19 protein-coding genes are annotated in these 20,418 nt (G+C 45.0%); 7 read left to right on the top strand and 12 right to left on the bottom strand.

What is annotated here, in order from left to right:
• Nucleotides 1–6: 6 nt before the first annotated feature.
• Nucleotides 7–927 (bottom strand): RluA family pseudouridine synthase, encoded by a 921-nt coding sequence (locus BLV90_RS10540; protein WP_177168009.1) that lies wholly within the window; start codon nucleotides 925–927, stop codon nucleotides 7–9.
• A 138-nt stretch (nucleotides 928–1,065) separates the two neighbouring features.
• Entirely contained in the window at nucleotides 1,066–2,754 is a 1,689-nt protein-coding gene (locus tag BLV90_RS10535) for a transglutaminase-like domain-containing protein (protein WP_177168008.1), read from the bottom strand.
• A 539-nt stretch (nucleotides 2,755–3,293) separates the two neighbouring features.
• On the opposite strand from BLV90_RS10535, the gene BLV90_RS10530 reads away from it, so the two are divergent.
• Entirely contained in the window at nucleotides 3,294–4,673 is a 1,380-nt protein-coding gene (locus BLV90_RS10530) for a transcriptional regulator (protein WP_281242021.1), read from the top strand.
• 180 nt (nucleotides 4,674–4,853) lie between these two features.
• A complete protein-coding gene (locus BLV90_RS10525) occupies nucleotides 4,854–5,564 on the top strand; it encodes a DNA alkylation repair protein (protein WP_091740440.1) in 711 nt (236 codons plus the stop codon).
• Between the two features lie 116 nt (nucleotides 5,565–5,680).
• On the opposite strand, the gene ligA is transcribed toward BLV90_RS10525, so the two are convergent.
• The 5 genes from ligA to BLV90_RS10500 all read right to left on the bottom strand — a co-directional run bounded on the left by ligA (nucleotide 5,681) and on the right by BLV90_RS10500 (nucleotide 12,325).
• Complete coding sequence (gene ligA, locus BLV90_RS10520; protein WP_091740437.1) at nucleotides 5,681–7,693, bottom strand: NAD-dependent DNA ligase LigA; 2,013 nt, start codon at nucleotides 7,691–7,693, stop codon at nucleotides 5,681–5,683.
• A 24-nt stretch (nucleotides 7,694–7,717) separates the two neighbouring features.
• The gene (gene pcrA, locus BLV90_RS10515; protein ID WP_091740659.1) at nucleotides 7,718–9,877 is read right to left on the bottom strand and encodes a DNA helicase PcrA; all 2,160 of its coding nucleotides are present in this window, start codon (nucleotides 9,875–9,877) and stop codon (nucleotides 7,718–7,720) included.
• Between the two features lie 128 nt (nucleotides 9,878–10,005).
• The gene (pcrB, locus tag BLV90_RS10510; protein ID WP_245726324.1) at nucleotides 10,006–10,722 is read right to left on the bottom strand and encodes a heptaprenylglyceryl phosphate synthase; all 717 of its coding nucleotides are present in this window, start codon (nucleotides 10,720–10,722) and stop codon (nucleotides 10,006–10,008) included.
• Nucleotides 10,723–10,928: 206 nt separating this feature from the next.
• Nucleotides 10,929–11,234: a YerC/YecD family TrpR-related protein gene (locus tag BLV90_RS10505; protein ID WP_091740434.1), complete on the bottom strand. Its 306-nt coding sequence runs from the start codon at nucleotides 11,232–11,234 to the stop codon at nucleotides 10,929–10,931.
• Nucleotides 11,235–11,323: 89 nt separating this feature from the next.
• Entirely contained in the window at nucleotides 11,324–12,325 is a 1,002-nt protein-coding gene (locus BLV90_RS10500; protein WP_177168007.1) for a DUF3048 domain-containing protein, read from the bottom strand.
• Nucleotides 12,326–12,458: 133 nt separating this feature from the next.
• On the opposite strand from BLV90_RS10500, the gene BLV90_RS10495 reads away from it, so the two are divergent.
• The 5 genes from BLV90_RS10495 (at nucleotide 12,459) to BLV90_RS10475 (ending at nucleotide 15,424) form a co-directional block, all read left to right on the top strand.
• Entirely contained in the window at nucleotides 12,459–13,007 is a 549-nt protein-coding gene (locus BLV90_RS10495) for an RNA polymerase sigma factor (RefSeq protein ID WP_177168006.1), read from the top strand.
• Entirely contained in the window at nucleotides 13,007–13,453 is a 447-nt protein-coding gene (locus BLV90_RS10490; protein WP_091740426.1) for an anti-sigma factor family protein, read from the top strand. Before BLV90_RS10495 ends, BLV90_RS10490 begins: the two co-directional genes overlap by 1 nt.
• A gap of 23 nt (nucleotides 13,454–13,476) precedes the next feature.
• Nucleotides 13,477–13,968 (top strand): hypothetical protein, encoded by a 492-nt coding sequence (locus tag BLV90_RS10485; RefSeq protein WP_091740423.1) that lies wholly within the window; start codon nucleotides 13,477–13,479, stop codon nucleotides 13,966–13,968.
• Nucleotides 13,965–15,023 (top strand): DUF4097 family beta strand repeat-containing protein, encoded by a 1,059-nt coding sequence (locus tag BLV90_RS10480; protein ID WP_091740419.1) that lies wholly within the window; start codon nucleotides 13,965–13,967, stop codon nucleotides 15,021–15,023. Before BLV90_RS10485 ends, BLV90_RS10480 begins: the two co-directional genes overlap by 4 nt.
• Before the next feature lie 188 nt (nucleotides 15,024–15,211).
• On the top strand, nucleotides 15,212–15,424 hold the full coding sequence (locus BLV90_RS10475) for a hypothetical protein (RefSeq protein WP_091740417.1): 213 nt from the start codon (nucleotides 15,212–15,214) through the stop codon (nucleotides 15,422–15,424).
• Nucleotides 15,425–15,883: 459 nt separating this feature from the next.
• Here the strand turns inward: BLV90_RS10475 and BLV90_RS10470 are convergent, their stop codons facing one another.
• The 5 genes from BLV90_RS10470 to BLV90_RS10450 are packed head-to-tail and all read right to left on the bottom strand — an operon-like array spanning nucleotide 15,884 to nucleotide 20,397.
• Nucleotides 15,884–16,984, bottom strand: coding sequence for a CDP-alcohol phosphatidyltransferase family protein (locus BLV90_RS10470; RefSeq protein ID WP_091740415.1), 1,101 nt, complete (start codon nucleotides 16,982–16,984; stop codon nucleotides 15,884–15,886).
• 7 nt (nucleotides 16,985–16,991) lie between these two features.
• Nucleotides 16,992–17,741: an ABC transporter ATP-binding protein gene (locus tag BLV90_RS10465; protein WP_091740412.1), complete on the bottom strand. Its 750-nt coding sequence runs from the start codon at nucleotides 17,739–17,741 to the stop codon at nucleotides 16,992–16,994.
• Between the two features lie 2 nt (nucleotides 17,742–17,743).
• On the bottom strand, nucleotides 17,744–18,550 hold the full coding sequence (locus BLV90_RS10460; RefSeq protein WP_091740409.1) for an ABC transporter permease: 807 nt from the start codon (nucleotides 18,548–18,550) through the stop codon (nucleotides 17,744–17,746).
• Between the two features lie 14 nt (nucleotides 18,551–18,564).
• On the bottom strand, nucleotides 18,565–19,659 hold the full coding sequence (locus BLV90_RS10455) for an iron-containing alcohol dehydrogenase family protein (RefSeq protein WP_091740406.1): 1,095 nt from the start codon (nucleotides 19,657–19,659) through the stop codon (nucleotides 18,565–18,567).
• Between the two features lie 21 nt (nucleotides 19,660–19,680).
• Complete coding sequence (locus tag BLV90_RS10450; protein ID WP_245726323.1) at nucleotides 19,681–20,397, bottom strand: phosphocholine cytidylyltransferase family protein; 717 nt, start codon at nucleotides 20,395–20,397, stop codon at nucleotides 19,681–19,683.
• Between the last annotated feature and the right edge of the window lie 21 nt (nucleotides 20,398–20,418).

The following is a 20,418-nucleotide window of genomic DNA, read 5'->3' as shown; positions in this document are numbered from 1 at the left end:
CCGTTTTTATTCCTTATCTAATTTCTCTTGTAAAGTAGCCATATCTTCAGGTAGGGATGATTCCAAGGAGAACCTTTCCTCACTTAGTGGGTGAATAAGAGAAAGGAAACCAGCGTGTAGCGCTTGGCGATTCATTCCCAATTCCTCTCCTGAGCCACCATACATTTCATCACCGATAATGGGATGCCCCATATGAGAAAGATGGACTCGAATCTGATGGGTCCGACCAGTTTCTAAGGAGAGGCGAAGGAGGCTGGCATTCTTCCATTGCCGTACCCGGATAAAATGGGTTACCGCTCGTACACCATCGAAAGACACCTTTCGTATGATCGACCCCTCTTCTACGCGACGAATCGGACCATCCAAAATCCCTTTCTCTTGTTCTACCCTCCCATGAACAAAGGCTAGATATTCTCGTTGGTAACGACGCTTCTCCATCTGTTTCGCAAGGAAAGCATGACCATAGGCATGCTTAGCAAAGAGAATTAACCCTGATGTATCTCGATCTAGTCGAGTCACTGGACGGATGAGATGAAATTCTCCTCGCTCCTGCCAATGATAAGCAAGTCCATTTGCCAATGTCCCCTCGGGGTGTCTCCTAGTTGGATGAACTACGATCCCTGGTGGTTTATTCAAGATAATTAAATCATCATCTTCGTACTTTACATCCAGTGGAATTGGTTGGGGTGGCGTTCCTTCACCTTCACCTTCATCCGTTGGCATCGCCACTTCAATCACATCTCCAGCCATGATTCGGGAGGTAAGAAATACATTCTCCCCATTGACTTTGACCATCCCATTCTCATTACGAAGACGGCGAAACATCCGCCGAGAAAATCGAAACCGGTTACTCAATATCTGACGGACCTTCCTCCCATCTTCTTCTTTAATCACTTGATGTCGAAAAGCAATATGTCCATTCCCCACTATCCACCTTGCCTCCTCGTTCCTTACCCACTTCATCCGCACATCAGTATATCATGACTTCCCTCGACAAAAAAAAGGCCCGCACATTACGGGCAATGATAAAACCATCGTTCTCTGATGTATATCCTCATTATGTTTTTAGTACATGACACCTTTACGTGTATGGGTTGAAGCAAAATCCCTAAGGTTAGGATCAAAATACTTCGTGGTATACCGTTTTACAAACTGATCTGAACCATTAATATATCCTGCTCCCCACGTAGGATCCATGGTCATCCAGCGGCCATTTACCTTCACTTCTACCCAGGCGTGCCTATTCCCCTCAGCCATTCCCTGGACAAACCGTGATTCTATATCAATGGAACGAAGGAGAGCGATGGCTAGGAAGGAGTAATCTTGACAGACCCCTTCCTTTTCTTTCAAGGTTTTTAGGGCACTATCATCGTATTCAAAAGCATCTGTCTTAAACTTAGAAACATCATAACGGATATTTTGGGAGACATATTTATAAATAGCCAATGCTTTGGCTCGATTCCCTTGTTTATTCCGGGTGAGCTCCTCCGCTAAAGAACGAATCGTTCCACTATCGGATTGAATACCCCTGGAGGGTAGTAAATTACGCAAGTCCCGCTTTTCTGTATTGGTGACATGAAAACGCGCCACTCCAAAGAAACGAAAGTAATCCCGCTGCACCCTTGTGATCTCAGGTACATTGACCGTCACTTCATAGTCTCCTTGGCCAAAGCGGAGCCAGAATGTATCGTCGAAACGCCCGTTTATTACTGGGACAAAATAGGTCGCCTCTTGACCATCCTTCTTCGTCTGTACGATCAAATGCTTAGTCTCCTTCGCATAAGGAGCACTGGGATCGATTTGTCCCTTAATTCGATACTTCATTTTCCCGGATTCTCCACTAACTAAAGGAGTATCCAGTTTCACACCACGTTCATCATAATGTTTAAAATATTGGATTGGCTTTTGGGAACCCTTCGCTTGGTTGTTCACCAGTATATTGACGGCTTCGTTATAGTACGTTGACTTCACCTTATCTTGAGTTAGTACCGTCAGTTTATGAACCCCTCTACCATAAAAAAGAGGGATCTGGTTATTAAACTTTCCATCTCTCAGTGGAATCAGGTGCTCCCAACGATTGCCGTCCTTTTCTATCCGAACCATGACTCGATTGCCACTCGACTGGGGTAGATGTCCCATTAACTTAAACTTTTCATCTGCTTTAACTAACCCTGAGAGCGGCTTTTCAATCGTTATACCAACCTTCTTCCCAATCCGAGTATAGGCTAAATCCCGCTTCCGTTCAGAATTTACATTGATCACTTCAAATTGGGCGAGGTCGTAAAAGCGATCTTTCTTCTCTTTTGCTGGCAAACGCACCGTTACCTGATAGCTTCCCTTACCAGCAAACAATTGAATCTTCTGGGTAAAACGCCCTTTCTTAAGGGGTGTGTAATAGGAAAATTGCCGTCCATCCACAGCACCTTGCTTCCCTTTTTTCTCTACCTCGATCCAAGCTACATCCGAGCGAAAGCCCGCATGTTTTGTAGCAGTTCCCTTTACTATTAAGCTGGAGTTTACTGCGAATTTACGATATTGAGGAGTACTTACTTTTCCGCCAACCTCCACCGCATAAGGTTCTAACCGCAGATCCTCTAAATTCATGCGATCATTCATTTCTTGTGCCAATGCGTCATATTTACTGAGATTCTTCTTTGCACCCGAGTCGATTGCCGCGAATAAGCTACATCCTGAGCTAAAAACCAGCAGGAGGGTTACTATCAAGAGTCTCCAACGACCGGTTCGTATGTTCATAGTCGCCTCCGATTCCAAAATATCCTTCCTCATTATATACAGAAAACAGAGCCCTTTCCATAAAAGACGCTCTAAGTTAGGAATTTATTACTGTCTACACAGAAAAGAAGGACATCTCCCTTCCGAGGGTTCGATGTCCTTTATTATAAGACCAAGACCGTTAAAACTGTTCAAGAGGAGATTTCTTCTTGTCAGTCACGTTCGCAAACGATGATTCTGAAGAAGTAACCTAGTGTCGCAACACTGTTGTGAGGCCCTTACCTCAGAGGGTGGTTCCTACGTACAGCTTTATAATACATCAGAAAAGAGGCTTCGTGTTTTTAAAAATTCGACAAGATTCGACATATTAAACCCCATGTAACGGCCCTTTTTCCGGGTGACTAAGCAAAAGTTTTAAAATCTACTCCGATTCTCTTATTGACAGATAGTTTGCAACCAGTAACATAATGAGGAGGTGCATCTTTTTTGAAAGATGTGTAGAGCGTTTGTCATAATTATTCGTAAATTTATCAAAATCGGTCTATCACTTATTTTCTCTCGTGATAGATTCACTGGGGGGATCTCTTATCGGTTTAGGAGCTAACATTAGGCGCCAACGCAAAGGACTGGGTATGACACAATCCGAGTTGGCTGAAGGGATCATATCCGTTCCTTACCTTAGCCTGATCGAAAATGAAAAGGCTCATCCCCGCCCGGACATTATACAACCTTTGGCAAAACGACTTCAATCTACTGTTCAACACCTCTTAGGGGTGACTGACAGGGAAACTGTCCGTGAAGCAGAGTATCTTCTTAACCGGATTCACCGTTCATTGCTAGCCCAAGGCGCGGATCATGCCTTGAAAGAATTGGATGCGCTTAAAGATCTGGCACAACAAGTCAACGATACAAACCTGTTGATCCAGATCGATCTACTGGAAATCAATTGCTACATTCACCAAATGAATGACCAACAGTTTTGCAAAAAAATGAAGGAGTTTGAAAGCCGCTGGGAACTATCTGAAATTGATCCAAATCTCCTTGTTCGATACATTCGACTCAAAGGGAATACACACCTTTTTAGAGATCGTTATCCTGAAGCACTCGCTTGTTACAAAGAAGCCGAGACACATATTCAAAATGTGACCAATGAAGTGGAAAAAGCCTATTTATATGGAGAGATGAGCAAGGTCTATCAGCATTTATCGAACTATCCCTTCTGCATTCTATATGCAGAACGATCGATAGAACTCATGGTGAAGAATGATAGATGGTTGGAAATGTGTCACCAACTTAATGTTTTGGGAACATGTCACAGCAGATCAGGCGATTTTAATGAGGCAATCAAATGCTTTGAGCGTGTATTGCGCTTGGCGGAGCAATTCTCCATGTCAGAACTTCTCTTCTCCTATACCTACCATGAGATGGGCTGTTGTTACATGCGCCTTGAAGAAACAAACCAAGCGATCTACTATTTTCAGCGCTCACTCGAAATGATAGAACCATACCAAGTGAAAGACTGGGAAATTGGTCGTATTCACCAAGCTCTGTGTCAAACCTACCTTCATAGCGGCAACATGGAAATGGCACGTCTCCATGTAGATCAAGGGATTCGCAATCTACAATCCCGTAAGAAACGCCTTGCCGAATGTATGATTTACTCCGGTCAAATCCATTATCACGCTGGACAGGTTCCTGAGTTCCTACAACAATATGAGGAAGCTATCCAACTCTTTCGCACAGTAAAGGCGACAGAGCAATTAGCCCATGCTTGTCACACTCTCGGAAACTTCCATCTGGAAAATGGGAATAGGGAAAAAGCGATCCATTACTTAGTTGAGGCAACCCAGCAGTATCATGAAATCGTTCCATCGATCAATCTTCGTGTAAAACTACCTACCCCGGCAACCCAAAACACTCTTGAGAATTTAACCCCCTAGGCGAAACACGGGGAAAGAGCATTCAGTTGACTACTGGGTGCTTTTTTGTTTTCAGGAGGAATCCGATTTGAATGGGTAGAATCCTACTCCAGAACTTAGGACTTTCTGATGGTTAAGAGACAGAAAAGACAAACAGTGTAGAGATCAGCAGCTCAAACCCACTTAAGAAAGGATATCTGTATGAGAGACTACACCCAACAACTCGTTTCCTTTTTTCATGAACATGGTAATACTGAGGTATCACTACCTATGAAGAAGTATATGAAAGACCATTTCGAGTTTTTAGGCATTAGATCTCCAGAACGAAAAAAATTACTTCAAGAGTTTTTACGTGTTCATGGCAAGCCCACTTTTCATGAATACGAGAAAATTTGTTTAGAACTATGGGCTCAACCAGAGAGAGAGTTTCAGTACAACGCTTTGGAGCTACTAAGAAAATACCGAAGAAAATTTGAACCTTCTACGGTCTCCCTTTTAGAAACCTTGATTATCACTAAGTCTTGGTGGGATACAGTGGATCATATTGCAAGTGACCTAGTAGGATTTTTATTTCAAAAACACCCTGATCTCATCCCTATGTATACTGAAAAATGGCTTGGCTCTCAGAACATCTGGCTCCAAAGAACCGTCATACTATTTCAATTAAAATACAAAGAAAAAACTGATTTGAGATTACTCTATCAAGCAATTCTAGCTTGTAAAGATTCAAAGGAATTCTTTATTCAAAAAGCAATTGGATGGGCTTTAAGAGAATACTCAAAAATCAACTCAAAAGCCATTGTTGAATTTGTTGAATCCCATACATTAGCGCCACTGAGTAAACGAGAAGCTCTAAAAAGGATTGATTTTCCACAAGGGGACGATTTGGGGACGGAACCCATCAAAAAGTAAGCAAAACGTATCATAAAATATAGAGTCGAAAGGCTTCTCTGCAGTCGGCGGCAGAAGAAGTGCAAATCATAAAAGCCCCATAAAGGGGCTTCTCACGTCTTCCTTATTCTAAGATCCTAACCTTCTAACATCGTTAAAAACTCTGCTTCCTCGACTACTCGCACGCCTAACTCCTGAGCCTTTTTCAACTTGGAGCCTGCTTTTTCTCCTGCGATGAGCATATCCGTGTTGGCACTGACACTTCCTGTCACTTTCCCACCTAAATCTTCTACCTGTGCACCTGCATCTTTACGGGACATGGCTTCCAAGGTACCCGTAAGTACTACGGTCTTCCCAGCGAAAGGAGTATCCATCTCCTCCACTGGCTTCGCCACCGGCCCTTTATAGGTTAGATTGAGTCCAGCCTCTTCCAGACGGCGGATGGTCTCCTTCACTTCGGGGTTATCGAAGGTAGTCACGACACTCTCTGCCATCTTCGGACCTACCTCGTTCACTTCCTCTAATGTAGCTTGATCTGCCTCCATGATCTTGTACAGATCGCCAAAGTGGCGAGCGAGTACAAGCGCCCCCTTTGAACCTACAAAACGGATTCCTAACCCAAAGAGTACTCTCTCGATGGAGTTCTCTTTACTTGCTTCGATGGCAGCTAAGAGGTTCTCCACCGATTTTTTACCCATCCGCTCTAGAGGAAGGAGATGTTCCTCCGTTAAGTCATACAAATCCGCAGGCCCTCGTACAAGTCCTTCGCGGAAGAGTTGAGAGACTACTTTTTCTCCGAGCCCCTCAATATTCATCGCTCCACGGGAAACGAAGTGAATGATTCCTTCCCGTGTTTGCGCTGGGCATTGTGGGTTGATGCATCGTAAGGCGACTTCCTCAGCTAATCGGACAAGCTCACTGTCACACTCGGGACACTCTGTGGGCATCTCATACTCACGCTCGTCCCCTGTCCGTTGCTGCTCGAGTACTTCGACTACCTCGGGGATGATGTCTCCGGCCTTCCGCACAATAACAGAATCCCCCAGTTTGATCCCCTTTTCCCGGATGAAGTCCTCATTATGAAGACTGGCTCGCTGAACAGTGGTCCCAGCCAATGTCACAGGGTCTAGGATAGCTGTCGGGGTGATCGCTCCAGTACGTCCTACATTGATCGCAATATCCCGCAGAATCGTGACTCCCTCTTCCGCCGGGAACTTATATGCGATAGCCCAGCGTGGGCTTTTTGCCGTGGTGCCCAGTTGCTCCCGTAAAGCGAGGTCGTCTACCTTGATGACGATCCCATCAATCTCATAACCAAGGTCAAGGCGATGCTCACGCCAGTAGTCCACATAATCCATCACATCATCGATCCCTTTTACTGTCACCCGATCTGGATTCACTTTTAAACCCAGGCGGGTAAGCATTTCAAGGGATTTCGTGTGTGTTTCTGGGATTTCCCTGCCCTCGATCTCTCCAATCCCATATAAGAAAAGGTCCAGGGCTCTTTCTGCTGCCAATCGCGGATCGAGTTGCCGTAAAGAACCTGCCGCCGCATTACGAGGGTTGGCAAATAAAGCCTCACCCTTTTCGGCCTTCCCTTCATTAATTCGCTCAAACTCTCGCTTCGGTAGAAAAGCCTCTCCGCGTACTTCTAGGGTGATCGGCTCAGTGAGACGTAGCGGCAGTGAACGAATGGTTTTTAAATTGGAGGTAATGTTCTCCCCTGTCTGTCCATCGCCCCGCGTTGCGCCTCGTACCATGAGGCCATCCTCATAGCGGACCGAGATGGCTAATCCATCAATTTTTAGCTCACAGACATAATCGATGGACTCTCTTCCTGACGCTTTTCTGATCCGTTGATCAAAATCCTGAAGATTTTCAAAGGAAAAAGCATTACCAAGGGAAAGCATCAGCGATGAATGCTCTACTTTTTCAAAAAAGGGAAGAGGTACACCTCCAACTCGCTGAGAAGGTGAGTCCGGCGTCACCATGTCTGGAAACTGAGCTTCTAATTCCTTTAACTCCCGCATCAAACGATCATACTCCGCATCGCTCACCGTTGGCGCATCCATTACATGATAGCGATGATTATGTTCGTTCAGCTCATCCTTTAGCTGGGCAAGCCGCTCTTCAGCTTGTTGCCGATCCATGATTTCTCTCCTTTAATCAACGGGTCAAGCCCGGCTGATAGGCGCAAACTTAGCAAGTAGTCTTTTCACTCCTATCGGTGCAGGGAAGGCGATGGTCAGCTCTGTATTCTCACCACTTCCTTGTACTTTGACTACCGTACCGACTCCCCATTTTCCGTGTTGAACTTTATCCCCTACGCTCCAGTCCAGGTCACTATTGGTCGCAGGTCGGGCCGTTCCTTGCCTTAGGACAGGTTTCTTTAATACCGCAGAGGATTTCCCGACCGACTCTAAGAGATGATCAGGAATCTCTTTTAAGAAAAGGGAGGGGGGATTCGCACTTTGCCTACCAAAGAGCATCCGTGAACGCGCCCTAGAAAGATATAACTTCTCCTCTGCCCGCGTAATTCCTACATAGGCGAGTCGCCGCTCTTCCTCAAGTTCATCCGCATCATCCAAGGTTCGACTATGGGGGAAAATCCCTTCTTCCATCCCCACCAGGAACACCTGAGGGAATTCTAAGCCCTTAGCCGAGTGAAGGGTCATCATGGTGACTCCACCTTCGGCTTCCTTTTCATCCCCTTCACCAAGGGAGTCGACATCCGAGACCAGCGCCAGGTCAGTCAAGAAAGCAACAAGGGTTTTATCTTCATTTTTCTCTTCAAACTCATGGGTAACGGAGAGGAATTCCTCGATATTTTCTAGTCTGGTCGCGGCCTCTACGGTTTCTTCCTTACGGAGTTCCTCTCGATAACCGGAACGGTTCAGCACTTCCTCGGTTAATTCGCTCGCCGTAAGGTACTCCATCATTGCCGACATCTCACGGATCAGTGAGATAAAGGAAGTGAGTGGATTAATAAATCGTTGGGCAAGCCCGATATTCTCCACTTCAAGCAAGGCACGAGCCAAGGATAATTGGTGACTCTCAGCATAAGCCGCAATTTTATCCAGGGTAGCTTGTCCCACCCCCCGTTTGGGCACATTGATCACCCGGGTAAGGGAGAGGTCATCGTCCGGATTTACCACAAGGCGGAGGTAGGCGAGGAGATCTTTAATCTCTTTTCGTTCATAGAACTTCATCCCGCCTACCATTTTGTAAGGGATATTGGACTTGAGAAATACTTCTTCAACCACCCGTGACTGGGCATTTGTCCGATAGAGGACAGCAAAGTTACTATAAGGTTTACCTTCTTGCCGCTGTTTCACAATCGTATCGGCAACAAAGTAGGCTTCGTCATGTTCATTTCCGGCTTCAAAGAGAGACAGCGGCTCTCCGGTAGGGTTTTCCGTCCAGAGGTCTTTCGCTTTGCGGCCAACATTGTTGCTAATTACCCCATTAGCAGCGTTGAGGATCGCCTGGGTGGAGCGATAGTTCTGTTCCAGTTTGACCGTTGTAGCCTCGGGCCAGTCCCTTTCAAAGGAAAGGATATTGGTAATATCCGCCCCCCGAAAGCGGTAAATGGATTGGTCCGAATCCCCTACAACACACAGGTTGCGATGCTTTTTCGCCATCATCTTTACCAACACATACTGTACATGGTTGGTATCCTGATACTCATCCACATGGATATATTGAAATTTCTTTTGGTAAAAATCCAATACCTCAGGCACCTGTTGAAATAGGCGCACCGTCTCCAGGAGCAAGTCATCGAAGTCGAGGGATTGGTTCATGCGGAGCTTTTGCTGATAGGCCTCATAGACATCCGCCGCCAGCTCTTGATTGTAGTTACTAGCATGCTTTTTTAGTTCCTCAGGGCCCCATAGCTGGTTTTTCGCATTGGAAATCTGATGCAAGAAACTACGCGGAGAGAATTTCTTTGGGTCAAGATTCTTCTCCTTGAGTACCTGCTTGATTACCGTCAACTGATCCGAGGTATCTAATATAGTAAAGTTGCGATTAAAACCAATCCGATCAATATCCCGGCGCAAAATTCGTACACACATCGAGTGGAAGGTAGAGATCCAAATATCCTCTGCTACTCCACCTACCAAGTGGTGAATACGCTCCTTCATCTCACGAGCCGCTTTATTCGTAAAGGTAATCGCAAGAATGTTCCATGGATGAATCTGTTTTTCTGATAACAACCATGCTACACGATTGGTCAGCACCCGTGTCTTTCCACTTCCCGCTCCGGCTACAATTAAAAGCGGTCCCTCTGTCGTTTCCACTGCTCGTCGTTGGTCTGGATTTAATCCATCCAACATCGACTCTTTTCCCCAAGCCTGTGCCAACAGTCAACACACCTTCCCTAATCCAAGTCAAAAACTATATATAATCGCCTAACGTTAGGTATGTAGTCGTTTTCTCTTTAAGAATAGTCAACACTCGTAACCTAACGCACTTGTTCCTCGATCTCCTCTTTTATCGCACTAACTGTCCCAAGCGCCGCATCTACATTCCGATAGACCAGATTCCCCACAACGGTGGTATCCGCCCAGCGGGCCATCTCCTTCGCCTCATCCCCTCGGCTAATACCTCCACCGTATATGAGCTGGATATCACTCACCGACTCTCTTACCGCTTCTACCATCTTGGGATCTCCAAAAGTCCCACTGTACTCCAAATATAAAGCGGGCAATCCATACAGATGCTCAGCCAACTGAGCATACGCTGCGACATCCCTAGTCGTAAGGTCTGCTTGGCTATCCGTTAGCCTCCCTACTCTAGATCTAGCATTCAGTACCACATATCCAAGAGCCGCGGTATCCTCCCAGGGGATCCAATCACCAAACTTTTTCGCCGCTTGATGTTGAGCGCCAATCATCCATTGAATATCCCTGGTATTCAGCACCACAGGTAGAAGGTAACCATCCAATCCTGGGATCACAGCCTCCTGATTGGTTACCTCCTGCACACAATCCACAGCATAATCGAGGACGCGGTCGATTAATTCCCGTGTGTTTCGATAGGTGATCCCATCCGTTCCGCCTATGATTACCGCATCAGTACCCGAGGTGAGGATCTTTTCTAAAGCAAGGTCGGAAAGCGAGCGATTGGGGTCCAACTTAAAGACATGGCGCCATCGTTTCATCCGTTCACGTAACATCATCGCGCGTCCTCCCTTCAAAAGCACCAGACCCATTATAACGTACTAGCGAAGGTGGAGAAAGCGAAGAGATCCGTAGAGGATCTGCAAAGGAACCATTTCATATGGTATCTTTCTTAATTTTTAGGTTTTTATATTTATAAAATAAAACCCTCACCCAGCCGACCAACAATCGGGTAGATGAGGGTTTTATTTTCGGTTGGCCCACATTACTCTGCTTCCTTATCCGCTTCCAAGCGTTCCAATGCCATTAAGTAACCTTCGGTACCATATTGAAAGCATCGCTTCACTCGAGAGATCGTTGCGGTGCTCGCGCCAGTATCTGCCTCAATTTGATTGTAGGTAGATCCAGCACGCAACATACGAGCGACTTCCAAACGCTGGGCTAGGGATTTGATTTCGCCTACGGTACAGAGATCATCGAAGAACTGATAGCATTCCTCTAAGGTCTCCATGCTTAAAATCGCAGTGAATAGATTGTCCACTTCTTTTTTGCGCAACTTATCCAATTGCATCGTATCCCTCCCTTCCAGCGACATTTTTCGGTATCTTACTTTCATTCTTTAAAGTATAGCATTTGATTGGGTTCGTCTAGTCCTATTTTCTATTTCCAAGTTAGCTTCCCTTCCTCTGGTAAAACATTGACCCAGGACTTCCCTGGCAATAGCGAAGCTACTTTACCATCAATGAGAGGGATGATCCATCCGCCCTTCTCTTTCCATGTGATTGGAATGCCTTTTCCCTTTTGAAATAGCATCCCTTTTCCTCCTTTGTCCCAATCAACTGATCGATGACCCGCTGAGTCGATCACCCGTTGAGAAGCCTTGATCACCCATACATTATCCATCGTAAGTGGAGCCTCTGTCTCCCGATCCACCTGCTTGATTCCTTGGGTGAATCGGACATAACGGCCACTCTCTTCATCATATTGGTAACCTGCATCATACAATTTATGGTAGGACAAATGGACCTTATTTGCTGGTTTACCCTTCCCAGTTGATCCATTATTGTTAAAATGATAAGGACTGACGATTTCATTCGTTTGTTTGCTCGCTTTCTCCTTCGCTCCAACAAGGAGTTTCTCTAAGTTGGTATACAGATTATGGGGTGCTTTACGAAAGCTCACTCTCTGAAATAGACGGGCACCCCCATGAATACCATCAAGGCTTTGAATATTCTCTTCCTTGATCTCTCGCAAGGCAGCTTTGGAGCCTCCTGCATGGGCAACCACCGCACGACTTCCACGAGATAGATCAAGGAAATAGGGACGAACACTTCGGACAGGCCCTACCGTCCCTTTCATTTCACTGTGATAAAAAGCGGCAAAGCGAGTAATTTCCCCCTCTGCTAACGCTTCAATTACCATATCTGCCATAGACAAACCTGTCTGGGGTCGAGCTGCATGATGGTTGTTAATCATCACCATAACTGCAGGTCGATGCTTTTCTACCAATGGCACTCCTGTAAATGGTTCTCTCTTCTCCCCTTGTTCTTTCCTAGTATCCTCACTCCCTATTCCCTTATCTGGAGATGGCACCTTTGCACAAGCTGTTCCACCTATCAATACTAGAGCCAACACCACAGTGAGCCACACTTTTTTACCCATAGTAGCCCCCTTTCCTTTTAAAATCTTATTCAACGAAGGGTCTGGTGCTTCCTCGGGGATACTCCAAAAAAGATTGAAGGGAATGGGAAGGGTTAAGCGTCTAAGAAGCGGAAGGAGCCACGAGGAGGTAGCTATGAAAGATGAAGAACACGGACTCATACGTGAAATTTTAGCTGGCAATCAGGAGTTGTATAGCACATTGGTTGATCGCTATCGCCCCCGGGTCTACTCCACTGCACTTAAAATGACGGGCAACCCAACTGATGCCGAAGATCTTGCACAGGAGGCATTTATCCGGGCTTACCGCTCACTCCCCACCTATCGATTCGAATCATCCTTTTCTACATGGATCTACCGGATCACTGTCAATCTGGGGCTGGATCGAAAGCGAAAAAAGCAAAGCCACCCCATTCCCCCAGAGTCCGCAGTAATACAAAATCTACCCACTGTAGTTGGCCTTCCAGAATCCTCCTTGCTTGCTAGGGAGGAACGTGAAGAAGTCCGAACCTGGGTGCGAGAGCTCCCTGATAAATACCGATCCGTCGTAACGAGCTATTATCTAGAGCATCATTCCTGTGAACAAATCGCCACGGAGCTTGGTATCGCAACTAAGACGGTAGAAACACGCCTTCATCGCGCACGAAAAATGCTTAAAATCAAAGGGAAAGCGAGGAAGGGATGATGGATCACAACTGTAATACCGATCAATTACTAGCTTTGCATGTAGGCGATCTTGCGCCAGAGGACGAAAAAAATATTCTCCATCATCTTTCTACCTGTCCCTCGTGTCAGCAACTTCTTGTGGAAATGAAGAGCTGGAAGAGTTCCTGGGACTTTCCTGATACAGATATGGAAAACGGTGAAGAATTTACTCATCAAGTCATGTCCTCTTTACCCACCAACAAGGCACCCTCTGAGTTGCTGCGTCCTCCCTTATGGCGAAGAAAGGTAGGGATTATCCACGGGCTATCTGCCTTCGCCGCAACCGTGGCTCTCTTCTTCAGCAATAGCTTCTACTGGATCAATGCTACCTGGTTCCACTATTCCAACATGTTCGGGTCATTAGGACAAGATAATCATGGTTTCTTTCCCATACTCCAACATCAAGTCAGCAAATTCTTTTCTTAATTTATATTTCGAGGAGGATCAGCATGGATAAATCAAAAGTCTCCACCTTTTTCCTCTCCTTCATCCCAGGATTGGGTCACTTCCACCTAGGATTGATGAACAGAGGACTACAACTGATGACCGCTTTTTTTGGGCTAGCTTTTCTGTTTAATTTTCTCGAATCATCCTTTAGCTTCTTTCTCCCCATCCTTTGGTTCTATGGCCTGTTTGATGCACTACAACAACACCAACGCCTGCGTGAAGAAGGGAACATCGAGGATAAACCATTCATTCCCTGGTCTCTAAATAAAACGAAGCCTTCCATCGGTCGTTGGATCGGCTGGGTACTTATCGCATGTGGCGTATTATTGATCATTGATCGCATTCTACCGATAGTGATGGATTTCGGACAATATGAGATGTTGCGCACCGTGTTCATTGCCCTCTTGATGGTCTGGATTGGTTATCGAATTATCTCTGGCAAATCGATTCTTCCCAAAAAAGATGCTCAACAAGAAGAGGAGCGACGTCCATGAGAAAGTGGCGAGTAGGTTCCCTATCATCCGGTCTGTTATTAATCTTGTTAGGTGCTTTGCTGTTGGCAAGCTCTTTTGGGGTGGTTCCCTTTTTAGCCACGATCATCAAATATTGGCCCATCATTCTTATCCTGCTGGGAATTGAAGTAGTGGCCTTTCAATTTCTCAAAAAGGAGGGGAAAATTCAGTATGATGGCATTAGTATACTGATTGTCATTCTCATCGTATTGGTCTCCGTTTCATTAATACCTGTTCATGCCTTTCAATTGACGGATGCCTTTAACCCACCTAAAACAACATCGATCTCTAAACAATATTCCCTTCCTAAAGGTGTAAAAAAGATCCGAATCGATATCCCTGAGGGAGATATCCGCCTCAGGGGAAGCTCTTCAAATAAAGTCCAGCTCGATGGCAACTTCTCTGTCCCCACTCAAAAAAATAACGATAACCTGAAACCATTGGAATGGTCAGTCAATGGGGATGAAGCTACCTTAAAAGTGAATGCCCAGCGAAATGGTGTTCACTCCATATTTGCCAATAAATACACCGAACTATCGGTCGATATCCCACGCTCACTCGCATTGGATCTGGACGCACAATCCGGCAATGTAGAAGTGGAAGGATTGAAGACGAAGGCAAACATCCAGCACAGTAGCGGAGATCTCACCGTAGAAGAAGTAAAGGGGGACTTATCGGTGGATCATGATTCTGGTAACGTTCGTTTAAAAGAAGTAAAGGGATCTGTGAAGGTCGCAAACATTTCTGGGGAAATTAGCGTCGATAACTCCATTGGTCCACTTACTCTAGAAAATACAGACGGAGATATTCGTATCGATGCTCCTAAGGTGAAGGGGGACTGGAATACTTCCACCCAAAATGGCGATATAGTGTTTGCTCTCTCAGACACCGCTGATGCGACCATAAAAGGAAAAACTACTCATGGAAAGTTAAACGGAACTACCAAGTGGAAAAATGATCAGATTGTCCTCGGTTCTGGCAAACATCAGGTCGACCTCACTACAACCACTGGCGACATCCGTGTAGACACCCCGTAAATTCTGTTTATCAGCTAGACGCCAGCAATTCTGCCTGCTGGCGTCTTTTTCTGTTCCTCCAGCTAATATTGCCAAGCAAAAACTGAATGGGAGGTGACAAATAAAAAAGTTCGTGATATTATATAGCCATCTTAAGAACAGATGTTCGAGAAGAACCCTCTAAGGTTGCTGCAAGGAGGCATGTCGACATGACACTCTCAGAAGCTGAAAAAGAAACCGTCATTCAGTTTGATCAAACTGGAGATGAAGCCCTCATCTATACAGCTAGTTGGGACATTGCCCGCAGTCTCAAACGAGCAGGATATACCCCTGTCAAAAAAGCGGAAGGAGCATGGTGGTTCCAAATTCCTATTGGCGCTCTTCGCATCGAAGGAAAAAAGCAAACCCTTCAACTTGCTTAATTCATGGACAATCTATAGGATCACCCGATGTGCACCCCTTAAAGTAGACAGTGGAAAAACCCCCTGGGTAGATCCAACCTACTTTAGGGGGTGCATTACTTTAAGGTGAAGAAAGTAATCGCAGGAAAATCGGGAATGGATGAATGGGTCGTTTTTTAGAGGGAATATGGCCTTCTCGATCACGATGAATATATAGGGGCACAGATGATGATACTTTTATACAACTTGCGCGGGAATGGCTATACTTTTTTAACCTTTAATCCGTTATACAAGCTTTACAAAAACGAAGAACGCAACTGGAGTCATTCTGCATAACAGAAAAATTCCAGTTGCGTTCCAGGAGAAGTTTTTTTGATCATGATTGGATCGAAAGAAGCGTCAAAAAAGGTATATATTTACAATAAAGAGCGCAATCAAAGAATAAAAATCCATGAACCGCGAAAAAACTGTTAAATTTTCTTATTTTGCAGGAATCATATTAACTGAATCAATCTCTTCCTCTTCTTCATCAGGAAGTAGCGCTTCCATTTCCGCCTGCTTTTCTTTAATTTTATCAAATTGCCGCTCAAAATCTTTTGTAGATAACCAGATTTTGTAGAGAATCGCTACTTCAAAAATCAGCAAGCCAGCGCAACTGAAAATGATGGTTTCCTTGACGAGATTAAAAATGGGAGCAAGGACAAAAATGAACATTTGAAACTCAATCCCACTAAACAGATGCATTCGAATCCGCCGATTTAAGAAGAATTCACGTATCTTAAGATAATTGGCGAACCTTTGTTTGAAGCCTTGCTGAAGATCAATTTTCTTCTTTTTTTGTAGCAATTCATCCACAGGCTCTTCTTCCTTGATGCCTGCCACTTCCTTGATGCCTGCCACTTCCTTGATGTCTGCCACTTGCTCTTGATTTTGATTTTTATTTGCTACGACTGAATCTAGGGCTTCATCTTCGCCTTGCTGGTTTGTTTCATCTTCTTCCGGTTTTTCTTCCGGCTCATCAATGATGACCCCTGCAGCAATAGCAGTTTTTCTCAGCTTCTTCCGTGCCTTGAATAGTTTCCCGCGCATATCGCGCCGCACTTTAAATAGGTTCAAGGCATTAATATGGCGAGCACAATAGGTTGCTAAGAAGAGAAAAGCAAGATACAGGATGGTGACATCTCCAGTAATGCGGTACTGGCTATAGCATAGCGCCGCACCACACAACACAACTCGGATGTGATCCAGACTAATATCGAGGAGAACACCGAAGCTTGATCCTGTTCCCTTAAGTCGAGCGACTTTACCATCCATACAGTCAATAATAAAACTGATGTGATAAAGGATCGCCCCAGTCACTAACGCCGCATAGCTCCCTACATAAAAGCAATAGACTGCTGTTAATCCCAAAATAAAGGAAAAGATAGAGAGTTGATTGGGTGTGATATTTGTCTTGTTAGCGGTCGGTACTACCAGACGAGAAGCTACCGGATCCACAAGAAATACCGTCCACCATGCATCTTTATTTTTATAAGTGCTTTTTACGTCTTCTAAAGTATATTTCTGCCGTTCTACGCTCAATGTACACTCACGCCCCCTTCGTTTTTTTCTTTTTTGGCTTTTCCGATTCGTATTTGTCGAGGATTTCATCAATACTACCGATATCCTTCACTTCTCCTTTTTCCAAAAGAAGCGCCCGGTCACAGATTCTCCGTAGAGGTTTTAGGCTGTGCGAAACGACTACCAAGGTCTTCCCTTCGTTCCGCAGTTCCTCCATCTTCGTATAACATTTCTTTTTAAAATCCTTATCCCCTACTGCCAAGACTTCATCAATCAAGATGATCTCAGCATCGACATGGATGGCTATCGCGAAACCAAGGCGAGACTTCATCCCCGAGGAGTAAAACTTAACGGGGGTATCGATAAAATCCTCAAGCTCCGAGAATTCCACAATCGAATCGTAGACATCACGAATCCGTGCCTTCGATAAACCGAAAATGGCACAATTTAAACGGATGTTCTCCGCTCCAGTCAGATCCCGAGAAAGACCTGCCCCCAGTTCGATCAAAGGAGCTACTTTACCATTCATCTGCACTTCTCCAGAATCCGGAGAAATAATCCCCGACAACACCTTGAACAACGTCGATTTCCCCGCTCCATTTTTTCCAATAATGGCGTAGGATTCCCCCTTCTTCACAGAGAAGGAAACGTTGTTCAAAGCGACGAATTCCTCATACCGACTTTCCCGCTTTGCCACGGAGATAAAGAACCCCTTTAAGGTCTTATCGTATGCTTTGCGGAAATGCTTCGTCAGGTTTTCGACGACAATCGCATCCATCGTCAGATCACTTCCCCCACGCGGCGATTGAGCCGCTTAAAAATCCACCAAGAAAACACTAACAAAAGTAAAGACAAGATGATGACAAAGATGATCATACTAGGTGGGATTTTTGTTACCGCCTCTTTCGGATAGAAAATCCCATGATACATCGAGATAATAACCGCCATCGGGTTTAAGAAATATAACCAGGCGAACTCTCTGACTAAATCGCTTTTACTTGCACCCAACAATGAAACTGGATAAATGATGGGGCATAAGTACATCCAAGCCCGCAACATCAAATTAACAATAAACTCAACATCACGATAGTACACGTTTAGCACGGATACCAAAAAGGTACAGGCTAGGGTAAAGAGACACTGTAACAACAGTGCACCCGGCAAATAGATCAGTTGATACCATTGCAAATGTAGCCCTGGTGTAAACATCGCGATGACAAATACTAATATAAAAGCAGGTACAAAGTTCACTAGGTTCGCTAACAAGATGGTAATGGGAAAGATCTCCCGCGGAAAATAAACCTTTTTAATTAATGATACATTTCCCGATAGTGCCTTTGTTCCTCTACGTAACGTGTTATTAAAAAAGGTCCAGGGGATCAAACCCATGAGGATAAAGAGCGGATACGCTTTAACCAGATTTTTATTAAGAATCTCCCCAAAAACCAAAGCATAGATCGCCATCAGCCCTAGCGGTTCTAAAAGCGTCCAAAGAAATCCAAATATGGAGTTACGATAGCGAATACGCACTTCCTTATGCACAAGGAAGTATAGTAACTCCTTGTATTTCATAATATCTGCAAACATAGAGCCTTTACTCCTTATCCGACGGATAAACCGGTCAGGCGGTAACGATTTTTTGCCTGGTCGGGATACACTTCGTCCAAAATTCGGTCGATCTGATCCTCTAACAAATTAAATTCGTTAAAGATCGTGTATCGATCCCGCATTGATGGGGCCTTAACAATTGCCCGGAGCATTTCTTCCCGGGTATAGCCGAGATCCTCATAGTGGGTAGGCAAGCCCAGTTTTTCAAAATAGGGAGTCAGCTTCTCTATCTTCTCTCGTTGACCCTGGAGATATTGGGAAAAGAGAACCCCAATCGCCACTTGCTCACCATGTAACGCCTTGGAGCCACAATGGTAATCCAATGCATGGCTAATTAAATGCTCCGACCCACTACACGGTCTACTGGAACCTGCGATGGACATGGCAATACCACTCATGATCAGCGCTTCAGCAGCTACCTTCATCAGTTGAGATTGGTTAAGCTCAGGCTGATTTAACAGATTCATAAAGGATTCCACTGCATTGTTTGCCATCAAATTAGCAAAGGTGTTCATCTCTTCTTTACCCGCTTGATGAGCTAACTTCCAATCAAAAAGAGCGGTTTTGTTCGATAAAAGATCACCAATTCCCGCCGACATTAAGCGAGGGGGGCAGGAGGCCAATACATCCAAGTCGATGACCACTGCCTGGGGCATTTTTACCCCAATGCTTGTCGAGTGATTCATCATCTTAATCGATGCAACGGGTGAACAAATCACATCTGAAGAAATCGCTGTCGGAAAGAGAATGACAGGCACATTACTCCGTGTACCTACCACTTTAGACATGTCAAGAGCCTTTCCTCCACCGACACCCATGATGAGATCAGGGGTATCTTCTAACACCTGACGTTCAATTTCATTGATGGTATCTAACTTAACATCCTGGCAAGTAAGGATAGAGACTTCCTCAGCAAGTTCCTTAATGGCATCTTTAATTTGCTCTGTCACTTTCCGGGTGCTACCGCTTCCACTAATCAATAGAACGCGAGCACCTTGAAGCCATTCTCCAATGGAGCTTTTGTGTAGATGAGCAATTGCTCCATGTTCAATTATCAACTGGAGTGGGATATGCACTTTTTTTGCCATGCCAAATCTCCTCCCCGTCGATCAGGACAGGACTGTAGCGGCTAACTTACGAGCCGTCTCCAAGTCATTAAAGTCGTCAATCTCTACCCAAGGTAATCCTTTGGTATCCGTACCCTTAATAACGATATCGCCAGCACATGCTTCATATACGTTTTCATACCAGGCATCGGTGTCACCAGCAGCGATCATTTCTTCGCTTACCCGATATAGAACCGCTAGATCTTCTTTTGCCAATTTGGAAATGCCGATATACTCCCCGTCCGCTTCAGCAAGACCCATCCGCTTGTTCACTTCAAAGAGGCGGTTATCCGTTAATTTCACACGCATGGACTCTTCCGTCACTTGTTTCTGTTTGTCAACCAATACGGATGTCCGGTTACCATCTTCTAAGATTACGGAAATCATCTTGTCATCGAAGAAGTCATCTGAGTTAATGAGAAGGATATCATCACCGATTTCTTTCGTTAAGAGAAACGAATAAATATTGTTCATGGTGTCATATTCAGGATTATAGATAAATTTAACACTTGAACCCTCAAAATGTTCCTGGATGCGTTCCACTTTATAACCACCCAGGATGTAGATATCTTCTTCTTTGAATCCTGCTTTTAATACGCTCTCCACCTGATATTGGACGAGGGGTTTATCTCCTACTCGGATCATTGCCTTTGGTTTATCTTCAGTTTCAGGACGTAGACGACTTCCTACTCCTGCTGCAAGAATTACAACTTTCACCATGCTCACTCCTTTTATGGGGTG

It is taken from the genome of Marininema mesophilum (genome assembly GCF_900106775.1).
Taxonomy (GTDB): Bacteria; Bacillota; Bacilli; order Thermoactinomycetales; family DSM-45169; genus Marininema; species Marininema mesophilum.
This window is presented reverse-complemented; position numbering and strand designations above follow the sequence as displayed.